The sequence below is a fragment of the Desulfoscipio gibsoniae DSM 7213 genome (assembly GCF_000233715.2).
Classification (GTDB): domain Bacteria; phylum Bacillota; class Desulfotomaculia; order Desulfotomaculales; family Desulfallaceae; genus Sporotomaculum; species Sporotomaculum gibsoniae.
The window spans coordinates 4,096,811-4,115,000 of sequence record NC_021184.1 but is presented as its reverse complement, the minus strand read 5'-3'; the positions used below and the strand labels follow the sequence as shown (position 1 = coordinate 4,115,000).

The following is an 18,190-nucleotide window of genomic DNA, read 5'->3' as shown; positions in this document are numbered from 1 at the left end:
GGGGGTTTTAATGTTATAAGTATATTAGTGGTGAAAAAGAGTTTTGCTGTATCTGTTGCGGCATAGTAGGTTTTGGGAATGGCGAAAGCCAGGCCCAGAACCTACCGAGCACTCCCTCCGCCAGGCGCAGGTGATTTTGAAGCTAATTCCTCGATAAATTCATCACACTTTAATTTTATAAATAATTTATCAAATAAGTGTTGCAAAAGACCTCCTTGGTTATCTTTTATTAGTGAAAGTACAATAAAGGGAGGTTTTCATTTATGAAAAAAAATTTCAGTAAAACTAAAACGTTGGCGATACTCCATTATAATAGTTTTATTGGCGATTTTCAATCGGTAGAATGAATTACCCCCAAGTTTGAAAAAATTTTAGGAGGGGAAATGGAGGATCTGCGTGATGTAGTGTAAAGTATAGTAAACGAAACTGATATTTCTAAACATATAGTACATATTTTAGCAATATAACAGTAAAAAGTCGGGCTTTACTGTTATATTAAAATATGGTGCAATTAAAAGTAATTATCAGGCACGTTACTGCAAAATAGCAAAAGCTCTTTGCAAAATAGCAAAAGCTCTTTGCTAAATATAATAATGGTATTAGAGACTTATTATTTTTAGAAATTGCTAAAAATAATATAGGAAAATTTTAGAGCAATCTAGAAAATATAAATTGAGGAGAGATAATAGTATGACATTAACATTTAAACCAAATTCACGAAGGTTTATGGTTCTAATATCAGTGTTTTTATTAATAGTAACATTTGGGATAATAATGGGATCCACAAACGCAGAAACAGCAGCGTCATCAGAACAGAATTCTGAAAGTATTCAAATACTTTCAGGAGCAATAGATGTTAAAGGTAAAGGTATTAGCATAACACTTACAGATAATGAATCCAATAAAAATGATATGCGCTATATTGTTCACGATGAAGACATTATAATACTTGTAAACCAATTAAACGCGCAGGAGCAGAAGTTATTTCTGTAAATGATGAACGGTTGATTTCTACAAGTAAAATAAAAGCAAATGGAATGCTGATTAAAGTGAATAACAGTGATTATAGTAGTCCTTTTATTATCAAAGCTATAGGAGATCCCGATATTCTAAGTGATGCATTAAAAGCAGACAAAAGCTATGTTAGTTTGTTACGCAATAATGTGGGAGTAAAAATAGAAAAGGAAGACAAATTATTAATACCCAAATATAAAGAAAACATATATTTTCAATTTGCCAAGCCAGTAAAAAATTAAAGAATACGTTGGTTTTTATGGTGGTGTAGATTGAATTTTATATAACTTAATTGCACACTAAGGTAGCAAAAAGGTTGCCGTCTTTCCTATCTACTCCAATGCCACCAACAGCATTAATCGCTGCAGTGCAACTAGTTACTTCACTGTTAACTTTGAACGTCTGATCGGAGTCATCATCCCTTACATCATAACCTTTCCCTGGATATTTCGGAACGTAAACACGATACCATCCATACATTTTTACAGCTAAAGCCCCAGCTTGCAGCGATTTATCAGGCCAGTTTGAATACCATTCGTTAGGAAGAACGTTCTTAACGTAGTAGTAGAATTCAAAGCTTTTATTAGTACCAGAGTTCGTAAGATAAACTCTAATGGTTGATGGTACGGTATGGTCGTCTGTTGCCGCAATCGAGGCATCGCTTTTGCTAAGCTCGGCATCTTCTTTAAAGATATGAAGAGTATCTTTACCGCCCTTTTCCTCTAGGTTTTGCTCTGGCGAGGCGGCCAGATCTTCAATGACAGTACCATTCTCGTTTATAACCTCACCAGTTTTTTCAAGATGCTTCTGTCTTTTGATGGCCTTTTTTTCAGCTTCATCATCAAAACCAAACCCGTCTTGGTTCAGTACACCTACAGGAGCTTTTGGCATCAGTGCTATTTTCCACTGATCGCTTTCGGGAACCAACAGAACTAATAAGTAGTTAGCCCCGTTTATAAAGTATTTACTTTCATTTCTAACCTTTAAATCAAGGGCAACGTAGTAAAGGCAGGCATCCCCATACTCACTGATATAATCCGTAGCTTCCGCACCATAATCGGTGCCGGCTTCAATAGGTAATTGTTTAAGGCTGAGTAGTTTGGCATCTTTAATACTGTGAAAACCTTCACCTTTTGCTTTTGCATCCGGGCTGCTAAAAAACTGTCTTAACTCATCTTGCTCCTGGCTTATCCAAAGGTTAATCAGGGCATCGTAATTTTGACTATCCAGTTCATAAACCAGTTGTTCCACTACCATGGCAGGGGATTGTTGTTCATCCTTTCCTTCAGTGGTTGCTTGCAGCTGTAGTTCCTCATCCTGGGAGACAGCGGATGACGGTGCCACAAACACGGATATCTGGATAATGGATATTGCCAACAGTAAACATAAAGTGATATTCAGTATCTTAAATGAATTTTTTGCTTTCAATTATTTGTAACCTCCCCGTATAGAATTTAAATTTTGACGATATTGACTTTGATTCCAACAGTTAATTGTTTATTCAGCTTAAGTTCATTTTTTTCTTATGAATTGTGAAGCTTTTTACCACTTTTAAATGCTTCTATCTCACACCGCCATTCTCACCCCCCATAAATTTACTGAAAAACAACCATTAATTTTTTCATCAATATTCTCCCTCATTCGGAAACCACTGCTAGAAACCTGGTCAAAAAGTATATTTTTAGAAATCGCTAAGTAGATTTTGTATCGTTAAAAGTTCATGTAACCAGATATTGTGTTGCTAAATTATTTTATGACTTTATGACCAGGTTCCTAGCTTCTCCCTCAATCTTCCTTTACAGAGGTAGGGATTTCAGGCTAAAATAATTATGCTCGCTCCTTTGCCCTGCAAGGGAAGGGTACTCACCCTTGGTGAACGATAGTTTACGATCTATAGGTTCACCGAGGGCTATTTACTCCTGAAGATTCTTGTAAGTATGATTGCATCACCGTATTGGCTCCTATTGATACGGCAGAATCTGGACTTCTTATTTTCAAGCTAATCACCCCCTTCGATTTTATTTATCTTAATCAAAAGCATATTAGCTTTTAATTAAAACCAATTAACTTCTATTTCCCCCATGATTCTGAAACATCCTGTTTAAGCGGAGAGGCAGTACGTCTTGTCCAAGCTGGTGATATTGTGATAATCATTTTTTGATATGCAATATTTTCCTTTAAAGCTTTCTTATCTATATAGACAATCTAAAAAAACATTTGCAACATTCATTTCTAAATTTTTTTCTATAATTTTTTTCAAGTCACACTTCAGCTTACTCAAGATGTTTTTGTTTTTGTCGCCAATTATCGTCTAAATGCCTGTATAATCAATGGCAAAGGGTGTGATTTAAGTGATCATGATGATAATCGCCGCAATGGAAGGCGAAGATGATAAGGCTTTTATGCTGAACTTGTATCAAGATTATTATGGTCTCGTACGGAAGACCGTTTACAATATTACCCATGATAAGGACAATGTGGAAGACCTGATTAATGATACTTTTATAAAGTTAATTGAAAAGATATCTTTAATTCGAACTCTAGACAGTTGCAAAACAGCCGCTTACGTTGTCTATACTTCCAGGAGCGTGGCAATCAACTTTATAAAACACAGAGATGTACAGAAAAAGCATGCGTATTATGGAGAAGATATGGATCTGGCCAAGAAGGTTCCCAGCCTTGAAGACATCATGGAAGATAGGATCATTCATAAGGAAGAAATAGAAGAGATGGGGAATGCCATATTAAGGCTTCCGGAAAAACAGAAAGATCTATTGTATTTTAAATACATATTGGGAATGGCTGATGCGGAAATAGCAGAAACTTTCGGGATAGCCCCCGGCAGTGTACGGCAATATTTGACAAGAGCCCGAAGAGAAGCCCAAAAACTCATGGATAAGGAGATGAGTACGCATGCCGAACAACAACCCGGAAAAAATTCGAAAAAAGCTTTATGAGGAATATGAAGACAGTTTGTTCAAATTGATCATGTACGACGCTGCGGAAAAAGAAGGAAAGCTTTTTCTGGAAGAAAAAGAAAAGCTGAAAAATGCCTCGGAGTCCCTACCTTCCGCGGAGGCATTCAAAAGGTTTAGCCAGCAGCTGGACGCTCACTTAAAAAAGCCGCAGGCTTATGCCAGAAGGCGGCATATTCTAAAGGCCTTAAACAGATTTGCTGTAGCCATGCTGGTTGTGATTGTTCTATTGTTTACCACCGTAGCGAGCGTGGAAGCATTGAGAGCTAAGGTATTGAATTTTTTGATGGATATCCAACCGGAATATACGTCCTTTGAATTAAGGGATAACGATAACGGTTCGGACGGTGGCAGTTCAACTATAAACTGGCACAAAGCTTATGTCCCGACCTATATACCGGCCGGATATGAAATCATTGATATTTCCAACGGTAAACTGTTAAGAAAAATCGAATTTAAAAATCAGCAGGGTTTGTTTATCACTTATACGGAATTAAGCGAAGGCAGCAAGCCCGCGCTGGATACGGAAAATACTTTCGTCTTTGAAACAGTAAGTATCAACGGGTATGAGGGAACGCTTGTAGTGAAAGACTCCCTGGTTACAATCATCTGGGGAATGAATAACCGTATGTTTATGATTCGGGCACAGACGGAAAAGGACACGGCGATAAAGGTGGCCGAAGGAGTGAAATATATAGATTAACGAAGGAAAAAATATAAATCAAGAAAGGAATCTTGTTGCGAAAAAGGGAATCTAATTAAGATAATCGGCGATTATCTAAAGAATACTCGGATAATCGCCGGCTTTTGCTATTTAACTATAAACTTCGCTAGGAGATATCCAGCCAAACATTTTATTCCGCTTCACTGATCTTTTCTTGGCTATTGCCAGTAAGGCTAACCTTATATTTGGCATAACTGGACTTCTTATCAGTAGTCGGTATGTTTAGCAGACGGTAATACCCTATAATATATACTCCATCTTCTTTTACTTCCCAAGTTTTATCGATATAACCGTCTAACTGAAACCCATAAAAATATCCTGTCGGGCCTAAACATTCAGCTTTTTCGGGCGTGTCTATACTATATCGCTTTAGATTAGTTTTATAATCCTTTTCATCCAAGTTGAAATGAGTAATGAGATAAACATATTTATCAATAAACTTTATATCGGCAATTTCATGTTCTTCACAGATTCGCTGAAACTTCTCCCCATCAATTTTATACACTATATCACTAGAATAATTGAATGCACCGATATTTTCAAAAATAAAATAAACCCCATAAGGCGTCTTATTCCAAGTAGGAACCTCGTTAGGTACATTGTAACCAATTTTAACACTTTGCTCAAAATCACTCAGTAATTCATCACTACCGTCATAAGTCCAATTATCCCAAATATATAACTGGCCGTCATTTCCTTTATATATACCAAAGAAGCGGTCACCATATATTATATTTTTACCCTGAAACAATAAGGAGCACATACTTGGGAAGCCAGGATTTTTATAGGCGTCGTCCAACGCCTTGCCGTTAGGCTCATAAATAAAAATAAGATTAATTTTTACGCCACCACAATCAGGATCTGCTTTATACGACACCTTTTTTCCTAATGCCTCCCCAATAGGCCTTAAAGGTAAATAGGTTATGTTATTATAAGTTCTTGCCGCAACATCAAGTGTAATTTTATTATCATTAACATACATGTTTTTACTGCCAAGCTTAAGGGTGATCGTATTTTTGCCTTTTACTATATTTACTGTGCCGGTTTTTGCATTATAGCCTACCTTAGCCCCTAAGGCTTCGGAGATAAAGCGAACCGGTACCAAAACTCGACCCGATACGCTAATAGGTTTCACCCCGGATTTTTCATCACCGTCAACGAAAGCCTTGTCGCTACCCATAGACATAATAATACTACCTTTGAGATCCTCTTTGGATATGTCAACATAGCAGTCATGAAGGTTTGCTGCAAAGGCTGGAGTAGCAACTGATAATAAGAAAAACATTATTAGACAAACAGGTAATTTTTTTATATAGATACCTCCTCCTTTTCCGTTTTTGTTAATTAGTTGATATTAATTATAACATAAAGAACCGGGTATTTCTAGAAATACCCGGTTCTTCCGCAAAATAACGATTAGAATTTTATTGATGCATAAACTTTAGCACTACTAATATAACTTGTGTCTACTGTATAATCTACTGGAGCAGGAGGTGTAATATTGGTTGGCCAATGAGCTTTTACAACCTTATTTACATCAGTCATACTTACCCAACTTCCAGCACTATTTTTATATTTCATTGACGCTGCAACTACCTGATAATGTTTTATTCTCCAAGCTGGCAACGGATTGGTGATAGTTGAGTTTTGACAAGCAGCAAGAATTAGACGCTTAAAAACACATCCTTTTCATTTATTATCTAGCCGGCTATATAGAAAAGAGAAAATATATAGCTATTTGTAAACCTTAGCAAAAATTTTTTTTAAAAGCATAATTATATTTTCATAATAAAAACCAAAAGATCTTGAATGTATTGTTCTAATACATTCAAGATCTTTATGGGGTACCGCCAACAAAACGTAGATCTTATACGCTAAACATAAATTTTGAGCTTGAGGCCTGATTTCCCGTGCGCTAGGAAGTGTTCAAATTATCATGCACGACACTACCGAAAAAGAAGGAAAGACAAAGGCTTTGCCGTCCACCGATCCGGATATTTGCACGGGTGACGCAGTTACGCCTGGCGGGGTTACGTTTTTAGCGGTCGTAAACTGAATAACGTTTCGGATTGCATATTGCTGTGCATACGAGCCATTCGAACAGATAATCGTAAAGCTGTCGCAACCCTCGAACACCATGTTGCCAATAAGGGTCACACTGTCTGGAATAGTGATGAAGCTCAAGTTGGCACACTCATAAAATGCTTTATTGCTGATTGAAGTCACGCCATCCGGGATGGTTATTGAGATCAAACTCCCGCAGTCCTGAAACAAGCCCTTGTTTATTGAGGTCACACCGCGGGGGATTGTGATTACGGTTAATTTATTGCAATTGCAAAAGGCACCTTTTCCTATGCTTGTGATCACTTCGGGAAATTTGATTGATTTCAAGCTGGTGCAATGCGAGAATGTCTTATCACCAATTTGGGTTACGCTCTCCGGCATGGTGACTGATTGAAGGTCTTTGCAATTATAAAAGGCGCCGGCATTTATTTCGGTGACGGTATCCGGTATGGTATAGCTGGTGTAACTAACCGGAACATAGCAAAGTATTTTACCCTGGTCAATGATAACCGGTTTGGAAATACCGGTATAATGAAAAGGGGCTTCGCCAATTTGGGTCACACTAGCCGGGATGGTGACGGACTTGAGTTGGCTGCACCACTTTTTTTAGTAATTATTCTCTTTATTGATAATAATACCCTGTTTCATTAGAAACCCTCCTATAACACTTCTTATTATGTAAAGACAATCCACAATTCTTTTTGCAACACCTCAATTTAAATTGTTTTATCAAGGTCACGCTTTCAGCCATTTTTATAAGGTTCCTTTTAGATTTGGCCGTTATTTAAAATATATATGTAACATTTACCCCAAGTGATTATCCGTTTGTCATCTTTGTTGACGAACAGCTTTTGTGTCCCTTCCCTTTTCGGGGAAGGCTTATTTTTTGATTTTCTGTGTAAATCGGAGGAAAAGCATAAAAGTATAAATGAAAATGTTGCAAATTAATTCTTGGATTGTCTTATATAGACATAAAGGAAAAAGATAAAAATGTAAATTACTCATTATTAAGCCATTAAAGTAAAAATGTAGAGTGAACGGTATGCTATTTATAATTTAACCTTTAATTTTATGCTGGCAATAAATTGCGTTCCTTAACGTAAAAATATTATATCTCCATAAGAGTGTAAAAGGGCAGGAAAGCAGTTTAATTGCTACGATTCCTGTTTTTTTTATTGAAGAAGGTGAAACTGATGTTAGAAAATTAATTTTCGGGGTTTACAAAGTTTGGCATTCCATCTCTTTAGCAGTCGAAGGGTGGTATGCCTAATGATTAAGGATCTGATTGTCCAATCACAAACAAGTGATAGTAGTGCGACTTTAACACTAATTAGAAAATTCGATCCGTTGTTAAGAAAATATGCTTATAAGCTCTATTATGATGATGCTTATAACGATCTTCTTTTTGATTTCATCGAGTTTCTCAATAATATTCGGATTGATCGTATGCGCGACACAAGTGAAGGGATCCTTATTTCTTATATATGTACATCTATCCGCAGTAACTATATAAAAAGATTACTGGCCATGAAAAGACTTCAGAATTTTGTACCGTATTCGGCTCTTAGCGACAGCGAACTTTATTATGCCGAAGCTGCATCGGCTACCACCGACCCATATCTAAAACTAGAATTGACAGGTATTGATCATGTGCTGACTGAATCGGAATTATTCATCGTCAAGATGATTTATTTGTTGGGCTATACAGTAACGGAGACTGCAGGTATTTATAGAATTAGCAGACAAGCAGTCAACCAGACGAAAAGACGAGCTCTGCAAAAATTAAAAAAATGGTTTGAAAAAAAACTTGCATAGGGTGAGTTAAAGTGGATATGTTTGTAAATAATTTCAAGATCATGCTCGCTCTTTTAGGAGGCGTTTTAGGATCTTTAATAGGGGGAGTTGACTCTCTGATTTATGCGCTGGTTGCGTTTGTGGCAATTGATTATGTAACCGGTTTGCTGTTGGCGATTTACGAGAAGAAAGTTTCGAGTAATATCGGATTTAAAGGTGTCTGCAGAAAGGTATTGATATTTGCCCTGGTTGCACTAGGAAATATTATTGACCAATATATAATTGGTTCGGGCAGTTTTCTCAGAACAATGCTTATCATGTTTTATCTGTCCAATGAAGGTATTAGCATACTCGAAAACGCCGCAAAAATGGAGATACCGTTTCCGCAAAAGCTCAAAGATATTCTCCTAAAGATTGATGGTACAGGTAAAAAATGACTTCAATAGTTACTCCTCTTCTAATTTCAAAAACAGAAAATATCAACGGGCATGAGGGAACGCTTGTCGTGAAAGACTCCCTGGTTACAATCATCTGGGAGATGAATAACCGTATGTTTATGATTCGGGCACAGACGGAAAAGGATACGGCGATAAAGGTGGCCGAAGGAGTGAAATATATAAATTAACGAAGGGAAAAATATAAATCAGGAAGAAATCTTGTTGCAAAAAACCTTCTTTGTTGTCTTTACTATTGAAAGACATTTTAAGGGAGGTTTTTATTTTATGAAAAAATTTATCTACATGGGTATTTTTGTCCTTATGGCCGTTTTTCTCATCGTTCCGGCTTATGCGGTTAACGGGACAAAAAACGTAAAAACCGAAGAATTGATAGCTCCTCAATTCACGTACATTTCGTTGTTAAGTCCAGGCTTATCTATCAACTCGTCAGGAAAAGCTACCTGTGTAGGGCTTGCTTCAGCTTACAATAGTTCGCACACAACAAAGCTAACTGTCGAATTGCAAAAATCTACCGACAGTGGCTGGAGCACAATCAAAACATGGTCTGCTTCAGCGACCGGGGTCTCCATCGCCGATATAGAAGAGGATTATTACGTTGTCAGAGGCACCTATCGGGTTTGTGCTACCGCTAAAGTTTATAACACTTCCGGTAATCTGTTGGAAACCCAATCATTATATTCTACTACGTCAACATATTGAATTAGTCTGCTATAATCATAAATTTAAGTATTTTACTGTAATGGTGTTCAGTCCTTTTGCTGGGGAAATTCAAGCCACCATTTAATGGTAACCACCTGCCCAACCAACGGTATCAAACACCGTTGCCCTCCGTTGCGAACAAGCTGAAATTTTAATATGTTATAATATGGAACATAAAACGCGATCCGGTTGGTAGTCCGGGTGCACAGCAACACGGTGTCAGTAACCCTCCCCCTTTGGGATGTCCACTGTTCCCGTAGTTCTATTAAGGGAGGAAATTTTTGATGAAGAAAATATTTATTACGGCATTATTAAGCATTATCTTGATATTAACGACTTTTAGCACGGCTTTAGCGCTAGAGGAGCAAAGTATTAAATTCCATATTGATGGTTATGAAAGGCCCGAAATTACAGCTCAAATTGTAAATCAAACCACTTTTGTACCCTTACGCATAATAAACAATCAGTTTTCTCACCTTCAAACAGCTTGGGATAATAATAAAATTGTATCTGTAACCAATTCTAAAACTAACGAGGTCTTGAAATTTTCTTTGGAATCAAATATTGCATATAAAGGCGGTAAGCAAATTTCTTTATCTACTCCAGCTAGAATTATAAATGGAGTTACTTACGTACCCTTGAGATTTATTAGTGAAACTATGGGTTTATTTGTCCATTGGGACTCTATGATGGATTAGCAGCCGTAGAATTTATGAAATATGGAATGCATCATTTTAAAGACATACAACAAAATAAAAACTAACGACTGCGGTATCGTCATATTTCTACAGTATTTTTACAGGTTTGCCCTGTTAACGGCATTTATTTTAGTCTTTTTTATGTTAAAGTTGAAAAAAATAGTAGAGGAGAAGGATATGGTGGGAAAATATATAGGTTTTGTGTTCATTGCTTTTTGGGGCTTATTTACTATCTTTTCACCTATTGCGCATGCAGCTTCTCTCTTTGATTACAACATGGATTTATCGAAAGAAAATTTTACCGGTATTATCATTATGGAGATAGGACAAGAGAGATTCTTTGTAAACGGTAATGAGGCAAGTGGAGATAAGCCATTTGTTGAGCATGGCCGTACCATGGCTCCACTACGCACAATTGGCGAAGCTTTCGGCGCTAAGGTGAATTGGTCTTCGCAAGATAATAAGGTTACTGTAACGCTAAATAGTCAAAAAGTAGAACTTTTCTTAGGCAGCAAAAACATGTATGTTAATGGGGCCAAAAAAGAGTTAGACGTAGCAGCTAAAACCTACAGTGGCCGTACTTATTTACCTTTGCGGGCCATTGGTGAAGCTTTAGGAAAATCGGTGAGTTACATTCAAGATTATAACCTAATTATTATAGCCGGCTCCCCTGAATGGATTAAAAGTTATGCTGATAATAGCTATTATACGCTATTTTCCTGGGCCATTGAAGGTAAAAAAATCTTATATGCAGACAACATCTTACTTGTTTATTATAAGAATGACGGATCACTGTATTTGAAAAATTGGGGTAGTGGTATTAGTGAATATCCTTTTAAAAGTTATAACCCGTATGACGGTTCCCCATATCATTGGTATAATATTTCGGGCAAAGAATATCTGGTCTTCCATAATGAGCCGGAAGGAGCCTCTTATGATTACATTTATTTGTTTAAAGATGGAAAATTAAAGCTAGTTTATTCTGAAGCAATTTTTGATATAAAGTTTACCAATGATTATATGTATATTTTAGTTAGTGGTCCAGGAATCGACCGGTGGTTTGCTGTAGATGAACACAGCAATTTACTGAAGGTAAGCCTACAAGATTATACCGGTGAATATATAGGCGTAAAGGGCTATGTTTATGGTTGCATCTTGAAGGAAGAGCTTAATGGTAGTTTTATGCTTGAAAGAGATAATTGGCAAATAAAAGATGATGGTATTTATATTTCCGGTTTTTATAATTTAGGTACTAGCGACTTTAAAGAGAAAAGAAATAACACTGGGCGTTACAAAGTCAGTTTAACAAGCCAGAGCCATGAAAAGCTGACGCCATAAAACGACTGTTCAAGTCATATGCTAAATAATGCATGAGTTTGGCACATAATTTCAAATATGGTAACGTTTCTTAAATTAAGCTCGGATGTAAACGGGCTTAATTTATTTGTGTGTGTTTGGTAGAGTGACAGCAGAAAAACTGAAAGACTTAAAAATTTTTTTGGTGAACAACGTTTACATTTCGCCCTTTTTTTTGTCTTTATTATATATAGCCGGCTAAATAAAAATAAAAAGGAGATGGGCGGTAAAATGAGTCAGACTACTGAGTATGCTAAATTAGTTAAAATTAAAACAGGTAATCTTGCCGATAAAGGTTTTCAAGCAAAAATAACTCTACCAAGTGGTAGTCCTGCTAAAACGTTACCAAGAATATGGGACTATATTAACTTTTATGTTGGCATTGGTATGTATGAATGTGGTTTATCCTGTAGAGATCAAAATGATTGGAAACAAAACGGCGTGTTAAAATGGCGTGTTTTCGCTAACGGAGAAGGTAGTACAATCTATGGTAGTTTATATGCTGATGGAACTACCGTAAAAATATCTATAGAAAGAGATAGTCAAGACAAAGTAGTATTTAAAGTAAATGACAGCGTGTTTAGGACTTTTGCCAATACTTTACCAAGTGGCAGTTATAGCAACGAAGCTCGTTTAATTATTGCATCTTATCAAGACACTGGAGTTGCTATTCCGTTAGCGACCTGGAGTGTAAAGCATAATCAAGTATTTGCATCCGAAATGAAATATAAAAACAGTGCCAATACTTGGGTCAGTTTTACTAATGGGAGCAATGTTACTTTAGAAGAATGGCCCATAAATGTCCCTACACCAGATGGCAGAAGATATACTTTGGATAAATCCTATATTGGCAATGCTCAAGTATATGCTTCTTTAAAGTTTTAAAGTGCTAAAATCTAATATTTAAAAAGTATAAAGTTGAGACACAGTCAAGACCACTTCTAAAAGGGGTGGTCTTGACCCAGCCCTATAAGTGCTTAATACTTGACCTGCGCGCTAGCTTTCACTTCGTTCAGGCCATGTTGCATTGATTGCCTGGCTAACCCTTAAAAGGGTCACACCCGATATTAAGACAGTGATCATTTTTTAATATTGCTGCTGCAACAAAACGCCTGTCGGCGTAAAAAATATCCCTAGCTATACTATATGCTTATTGCTAATTGCTACCGCAAAAGCACACAGAAAAGCTAGGGACTGACGCCCCTTGCCAGTGTCGTTTATTTTCACCCTACCGGCTAAAAATAAACGACACTGCGTGTCTTCAGTAAAGCTTCCTGTCGGAAGCTTCACTACCATCCCCCGCCCGTTAAACTGTTGCCAGCAGTTTAATAGCCCCGGGGTATGTCCTTGCCTGGCGCCTCTACCGCCGGCAAGATAGTCCCCCTAACTGCAAAACTACCGCTGCTCACGACCGGGTTCCGTGCCGCTCTACCGGTTGCCTCAAGACCGGTCATTGACGTTAAGCCTCCCTTCTTTGGAATGATACCCAAAGACGGAAATGGCTCTCGCTTGGGAAGCGAGTTGAGGCTCTATCGTTTAAACCGGCAGGTTTTCCAGCATAGATTCACGATGGCCGCGCTTTTTACGGCGCTGGTAGGTGATAGTTTTAACTGTTGGCTCTTTAGCTTCCGGCTTTGCTTCCACTTCTGCTTCATTGAAAAAGTTAAGCTCGAACTGCTTTGAATCCGAGCGTTTACTGGAAGCACCAAACCTGCGTTGTTGGCTTAAACGGAACTGCTCTTCAAACCAGCGTAATTTAGCGGTTAGCTCAACATTCTGCTGTCCTAGCAGTTCACAGCGCTTTTATAGTTCATTAATCGTGGCAACATTAGGTGAATTATTTATATATTTAAAATTCGACTATTTTTTACATTATCCTCTCAAGCTCTCGTAAATACTGTAAAAAAATTATTAAAAGATCAAATTATTGTACGTGCTGCTACTGCAGGGTGGGCCTGCTTTTGTTCCAACTTTAGGCCATCGAGCAACCAGCGCAATTCCCGGCGGCTAATTTTGATCGAGGTGCAGTTCTTTTCTGCCGGCCACTGAAATTTCCCACGTTCTAAACGCCGGAAATGAAGCCAGAAGCCATTGTGGTCCCATTGCAAAATTTTTAAGCTTGTCGCGCTTACGGTTACAAAATACGAAAAGACAGGGGCAAAGGGATCCAGCTTGAATACTTGGCTTACCAGTGCAGCCAATCCATCAATCAATTTGCGTAAATCTGTATTTTTGGAAAAACTTCATTATTTCTGTTATTTCTTTAGCGAATTCCTTTTGCTGTTCAGCTTCCCAACTATCAATAATACTTGAAAAATGAGTCAACATTGTTTCCGCATCAAACCCGCTTGATTTTAGTGTTTACGCCGTATTAAATGAGTCTCATTTTGGCTCCGATCATGTTTTTGGAACCCTGGGCTATACCTCTGGGTTCCCGGTGACCGGCCATCTTCCAAGCAAATTGGCGGAAGCGCCCTGTTTTTTGAATTTCTGGTATATTACTTAGTTGGCCTCAAGCTGCCTCTGATGATTCTTAATTTCTGTCCTCGAGACCTATATAGGTATCAACACTAAATAAGTCAAACATTGTTTTACGTGGCATGACTTACCATACCTGTAGCATTTATTAATTACCTAATTGGATTGGACTCAACAGAAAAGGAAAACCTTTCTCCGTCGTGAAGCACGGAAACACTAGAAAATACCCACCGCCAGTTGTTGAAGCTGTCGCAAAAGACTTAAAAGTATCGCTTCAGGAGTTTCAGGACTAGTATAAAAATCTATAAACAGAATCGTCTCCCTGTCGAAATCTACCCCTTTTTCTTGTGTTCTACTTTAGCTAGGAAGTTTATGCTTGCCATCAGCGGTCAGGGGACACACCTCTTCGAGGAATGTCCCCAATTTATGCAAGCGCTAAGGATTAAAGTACTGAAAAGCGCGCGTTGAGGGAACTGAATGAGCGCGCTTTTCTTGAAATATCGGAATCAACCTTGACCCCATGGTTAAGCTTACCACGGGGTTTTTAAGGTTTACTGAGCTGAATAGTCAACAAATCCATTACGCCGGCGCCTGAGCTGATCCGGCTTTTCGGGCAAGCCGGAAGCCCAAGCGCTGGTCACATCGGTGTACCCCGGCTCGCCCGGCAATGCGGGCGCATCGGCCAGCAGGTGCCAGATGGCGGACTGGGTGGGATTCATGCGATTGATCAGTACGCCTTTCTGAAAGGCGCAAGCGCCGGGCAGCGCCGGAATATCCAGCCCCAGCGGTTTACGTGCCGCCAGATTCTTATCCTGCAGATCCCACTTGGCCTTATGGGTCAAATCCACCAGATAGGGGCCCCGGCCTTCGTTGCTATACTTCAATACCACCGGCCAGTTGTCCCGCATCTCGATCTTTTAGACGCCGGTCTTGAATTGAACGGGTGAGCGTCTTTGTATCTCCGTCATGACCATCACCTCACATTTTCATCCGTTTGCCCCGGGGGTCATAGAACGGCATGGGCACCACCCGGGCATACAGTCGGAAATGTTGATCACACCCATGGCATCGGTCAAGTTGTTCTAAAACATTAACTAGTAAATAATTGCCACGCAACGGAATTGGTAAATAGCGTTGGCATTAATATATTATTCCTCCTCCAGCTCTTTCTTAGCTGGTACCCGCCGAAATTTAATTTTATCACTGGCAACACTCTCCAATTAATGATAGTATAACTGTACAGTTATACGTTATACTGTTCCAGTGTGTCATATTATGGCTTTCACCAATAAACATTGTTTAAATGAAATTCATTGCCCGGGAGAGTGAAATATAAATGGGCCTTAGGGTTGGCGTATTTACAGATAGTTATAAACCATATACCAGCGGAGTTGTTCGCTCGATAGATACTTTTAAACAAGAGCTGACAAAGCTGGGCCATGAAATCTATATCTTTGCCCCCGATTATTATGGCAACAGCCAAAATGAAGAAACCGGTGTTTTTAGATTTAAATCAATATCCGCCCCCACCAATTCCAACTTTAGCTTAGCCATACCGTTATCATTGACCACGAGTAATACCATAAAAAAACTAAAGCTGGATATTATACACGTTCACTCACCTTTTTTACTCGGACGTTTGGGGGCCTACCACGCCAGGATGCATAATATACCACTGGTGTTTACATTTCATACTTTTTATGAACAATATGTGCACTATGTGCCTTTTGGTCAAAAAGTAACCAGAAATATTGTTAAAAAATTTTGTGCTGAGTTCAGTAATAAATGTGATACTGTGATAGCGCCCTCAACAGTTGCACAAAAATATTTGCAGGAAATCGGTGTTAAAACGCCTATAAGGATAATACCTACAGGGATTATTATTGATGATTTTAAACAGAGTGACAAATCCTGGCTGCGTAAAAAATACAATATCCCTCAGGATAGTGTAATACTACTGTTTGTGGGGAGGTTGGGAAAAGAAAAGAACGTGGGTTTTATTTTTGACGTTTTTAAGAAGTATTTAATTAATACCGAAGCTACCCTGGTCATTGCCGGTGGGGGGCCGGAAAAAAGTACATTAAAGAGGGTCTCCGATGAACTTAATATTTCCCACAAAGTTATATTTACCGGTAATCTCTCCAAACAAGAAGTTGTCAACTGCTACTGCGGAGCAGATATTTTTGTATTTGCATCGGTAACTGAAACCCAAGGTTTGGTAATAGGTGAAGCTAAAGCGGCCGGTTTGCCCGTTGTAGCCGTTAATCAAAATGGAGCTGCAGAAATGATTGAAAACGAGTACGACGGCTTTTTAACCGATTTAAACCCACAATGCTTTGCCAATAAGAGTATGGAGTTAATTAATAACCATACAATGCGCCACAAAATGGGCCAATGTGCAAAAAAGAGCGCCGAATCAATATCCTCACATAACTGTGCTCTGCGATTGCTTGACTGCTATATAGCTTTATTGGAATCAAAAAACTATTACCCAAGGACAATAGATTAATAAATTAAACGTGTCACGTAATACACCGTTTTGCATAGGTATATATAATTTGATGCATGCTAAATAAAAGACAAGAAATTGTTATGCAAAGGTGTTTAATTTGGAAATTAATTGGACGGGCTTATTGCTTATCTTTGTACTCATCTTATTTAATGCTTTTTTCGCTGCCAGTGAAATAGCTGTATTAACCACCCGGCGGATAAAAATAGAACAGCTGAAAGATGACGGAAACAGATCAGCACAAATACTTATCGGATTAATTGAAAACCCCAGCCTTTTTCTGGCAACCATTCAGGTTGGTATAACACTGGCCGGATTTTTGGCCAGTGCAACCGCCGCGGTTGGTTTATCAACGGCCGTGGCCAAGCAACTTGGAGAAATAGGTATTCCAACAGGTTTCTCGAACACTCTGGGTGTGTTAATCGTAACGGTAATCATCTCTTACATCACATTGGTTTTCGGGGAACTGGCACCCAAACGTTTGGCCATGCAATGGTCTGAAAAGATTGCTTTAATTGCAGCAAGACCGATTTATTTCATCGCCAGGGCAACCAAACCATTGACACGTTTTTTAACCTTTTCCACAAATATAGTTGTAAAGTTTCTGGGCGGGAACCCCCAGCAATGCGAAAAAGAGATAACGGAAGAGGAAATTCGGCTTTATATCACGGAGCACAGGACTCTACCCGAAGAAGAAAAGCGTATGATTGAAGCTGTTTTTGAATTTGGCGACCGGGTCGTGCGCCAGGTAATGGTGCCGAGAACCGAAATTTTTTATTTATGTGCTGATGACAGCATTAAAGAAGCTCTGGAAAAGGTATGTAAAGTCCGTTACTCTGCATTCCCGGTATATAAGAACGATTATGAGAATGTAATCGGCATGGTGAGAGTTCATAATTTGGCTTGTGAATTTTTAGCAAATCAGGATCGCAAGGTCGAAGACATTATATCGGCAACTTTGTTCGTGCCTGAAACCAAACATACGGTGGCATTGCTAAAGGAATTCCGCCAGGAAAAGTTAAGTATGGCCATTGTTGTAGATGAATATGGCGGCATTGCTGGGATAGTTACCCTTGAAGACCTGGTGGACGAGATAATTGGGGATGTCATTGAAGATCAAAGCCTTATGCTCAAAACTTCAGAGGGTCAATGGTTAGTGGAAGGTGACACACCAATTGAGGATATCATCGAAGCACTAGACTTAAAAAGAATCTCACCTGATGCCGAATACGAAACAATCGCCGGATTTATGCTTGAAAAAATGGGACACCTGCCTACGGAAGGTGAAACTATATCCTGGGAGGGATATAAGTTTCAGGTAAGAGAAATGGGAAATAGAAGAATTAATAAGGTGTTAATCAGCTCCAAATCGCAAACGCAAAAATAAGTTTATTTATTTCGCCCGTATGTTGTCAGGGGGG

At 38.6% G+C, this 18,190-nt stretch carries 18 protein-coding genes and 2 pseudogenes; 12 read left to right on the top strand and 8 right to left on the bottom strand.

From position 1 onward, the window contains the following. Positions 1-690: 690 nt before the first annotated feature. Positions 691-1,256: pseudogene (locus DESGI_RS26535) on the top strand (DUF881 domain-containing protein). Positions 1,257-1,302: 46 nt separating this feature from the next. Here DESGI_RS26535 and DESGI_RS23360 read toward each other — a convergent pair. Then, complete coding sequence (locus tag DESGI_RS23360) at positions 1,303-2,442, bottom strand: SpoIID/LytB domain-containing protein (RefSeq protein WP_006523773.1); 1,140 nt, start codon at positions 2,440-2,442, stop codon at positions 1,303-1,305. Between the two features lie 929 nt (positions 2,443-3,371). On the opposite strand from DESGI_RS23360, the gene DESGI_RS19200 reads away from it, so the two are divergent. Both DESGI_RS19200 and DESGI_RS19195 read left to right on the top strand, forming a co-directional pair. After that, on the top strand, positions 3,372-3,971 hold the full coding sequence (locus DESGI_RS19200; RefSeq protein WP_052544043.1) for an RNA polymerase sigma factor: 600 nt from the start codon (positions 3,372-3,374) through the stop codon (positions 3,969-3,971). After that, complete coding sequence (locus tag DESGI_RS19195) at positions 3,928-4,692, top strand: DUF4367 domain-containing protein (protein WP_006523775.1); 765 nt, start codon at positions 3,928-3,930, stop codon at positions 4,690-4,692. Before DESGI_RS19200 ends, DESGI_RS19195 begins: the two co-directional genes overlap by 44 nt. 151 nt (positions 4,693-4,843) lie before the next feature. Here DESGI_RS19195 and DESGI_RS23355 read toward each other — a convergent pair whose 3' ends face one another. The 3 genes from DESGI_RS23355 to DESGI_RS19185 all read right to left on the bottom strand — a co-directional run bounded on the left by DESGI_RS23355 (position 4,844) and on the right by DESGI_RS19185 (position 7,338). Then, positions 4,844-5,899: a copper amine oxidase N-terminal domain-containing protein gene (locus DESGI_RS23355; protein ID WP_157872821.1), complete on the bottom strand. Its 1,056-nt coding sequence runs from the start codon at positions 5,897-5,899 to the stop codon at positions 4,844-4,846. Between the two features lie 230 nt (positions 5,900-6,129). After that, positions 6,130-6,294, bottom strand: coding sequence for a hypothetical protein (locus DESGI_RS24850; protein ID WP_157872820.1), 165 nt, complete (start codon positions 6,292-6,294; stop codon positions 6,130-6,132). Between the two features lie 345 nt (positions 6,295-6,639). Next, positions 6,640-7,338 (bottom strand): leucine-rich repeat domain-containing protein, encoded by a 699-nt coding sequence (locus DESGI_RS19185; RefSeq protein WP_006523777.1) that lies wholly within the window; start codon positions 7,336-7,338, stop codon positions 6,640-6,642. Between the two features lie 708 nt (positions 7,339-8,046). Here DESGI_RS19185 and DESGI_RS19180 point away from each other — a divergent pair. The 7 genes from DESGI_RS19180 to DESGI_RS19150 all read left to right on the top strand — a co-directional run bounded on the left by DESGI_RS19180 (position 8,047) and on the right by DESGI_RS19150 (position 12,667). After that, positions 8,047-8,592, top strand: a complete 546-nt coding sequence (locus DESGI_RS19180; protein ID WP_006523778.1) for an RNA polymerase sigma factor — start codon at positions 8,047-8,049, stop codon at positions 8,590-8,592. 17 nt (positions 8,593-8,609) lie between these two features. After that, complete coding sequence (locus tag DESGI_RS19175) at positions 8,610-9,008, top strand: phage holin family protein (protein ID WP_006523779.1); 399 nt, start codon at positions 8,610-8,612, stop codon at positions 9,006-9,008. Further along, positions 9,005-9,196, top strand: a complete 192-nt coding sequence (locus DESGI_RS19170; RefSeq protein WP_006523780.1) for a DUF4367 domain-containing protein — start codon at positions 9,005-9,007, stop codon at positions 9,194-9,196. The genes DESGI_RS19175 and DESGI_RS19170 overlap by 4 nt, the downstream gene beginning before the upstream one ends. Before the next feature lie 97 nt (positions 9,197-9,293). After that, positions 9,294-9,728, top strand: coding sequence for a hypothetical protein (locus DESGI_RS19165; RefSeq protein WP_006523781.1), 435 nt, complete (start codon positions 9,294-9,296; stop codon positions 9,726-9,728). 284 nt (positions 9,729-10,012) lie between these two features. Further along, entirely contained in the window at positions 10,013-10,426 is a 414-nt protein-coding gene (locus DESGI_RS19160) for a copper amine oxidase N-terminal domain-containing protein (RefSeq protein WP_006523782.1), read from the top strand. Positions 10,427-10,603: 177 nt separating this feature from the next. After that, positions 10,604-11,764 carry a copper amine oxidase N-terminal domain-containing protein gene (locus DESGI_RS23350; RefSeq protein ID WP_006523783.1) on the top strand — a complete coding sequence of 387 codons (1,161 nt, stop codon included), beginning with the start codon at positions 10,604-10,606 and terminating at the stop codon, positions 11,762-11,764. Between the two features lie 249 nt (positions 11,765-12,013). Continuing rightward, positions 12,014-12,667 carry a hypothetical protein gene (locus DESGI_RS19150; protein ID WP_006523784.1) on the top strand — a complete coding sequence of 218 codons (654 nt, stop codon included), beginning with the start codon at positions 12,014-12,016 and terminating at the stop codon, positions 12,665-12,667. A gap of 440 nt (positions 12,668-13,107) precedes the next feature. Here the strand turns inward: DESGI_RS19150 and DESGI_RS26230 are convergent, their stop codons facing one another. The 4 genes and pseudogenes from DESGI_RS26230 to DESGI_RS19135 form a co-directional block, all read right to left on the bottom strand. After that, positions 13,108-13,236: a hypothetical protein gene (locus DESGI_RS26230; protein ID WP_006523785.1), complete on the bottom strand. Its 129-nt coding sequence runs from the start codon at positions 13,234-13,236 to the stop codon at positions 13,108-13,110. An 82-nt stretch (positions 13,237-13,318) separates the two neighbouring features. Then, positions 13,319-13,573, bottom strand: coding sequence for an IS66 family transposase (locus tag DESGI_RS24080; protein WP_083939968.1), 255 nt, complete (start codon positions 13,571-13,573; stop codon positions 13,319-13,321). Positions 13,574-13,701: 128 nt separating this feature from the next. Continuing rightward, positions 13,702-14,004 (bottom strand): annotated as a pseudogene (tnpB, locus tag DESGI_RS19140) (IS66 family insertion sequence element accessory protein TnpB); the annotation flags it as partial. 807 nt (positions 14,005-14,811) lie between these two features. Then, entirely contained in the window at positions 14,812-15,168 is a 357-nt protein-coding gene (locus DESGI_RS19135; RefSeq protein ID WP_052543966.1) for a hypothetical protein, read from the bottom strand. 428 nt (positions 15,169-15,596) lie between these two features. Between DESGI_RS19135 and DESGI_RS19130 the strand changes: the two genes are divergently transcribed. Then, a complete protein-coding gene (locus tag DESGI_RS19130) occupies positions 15,597-16,769 on the top strand; it encodes a glycosyltransferase (protein WP_006523787.1) in 1,173 nt (390 codons plus the stop codon). 100 nt (positions 16,770-16,869) lie between these two features. Continuing rightward, positions 16,870-18,156 (top strand): hemolysin family protein, encoded by a 1,287-nt coding sequence (locus DESGI_RS19125; protein ID WP_006523788.1) that lies wholly within the window; start codon positions 16,870-16,872, stop codon positions 18,154-18,156. Positions 18,157-18,190: the final 34 nt, after the last annotated feature.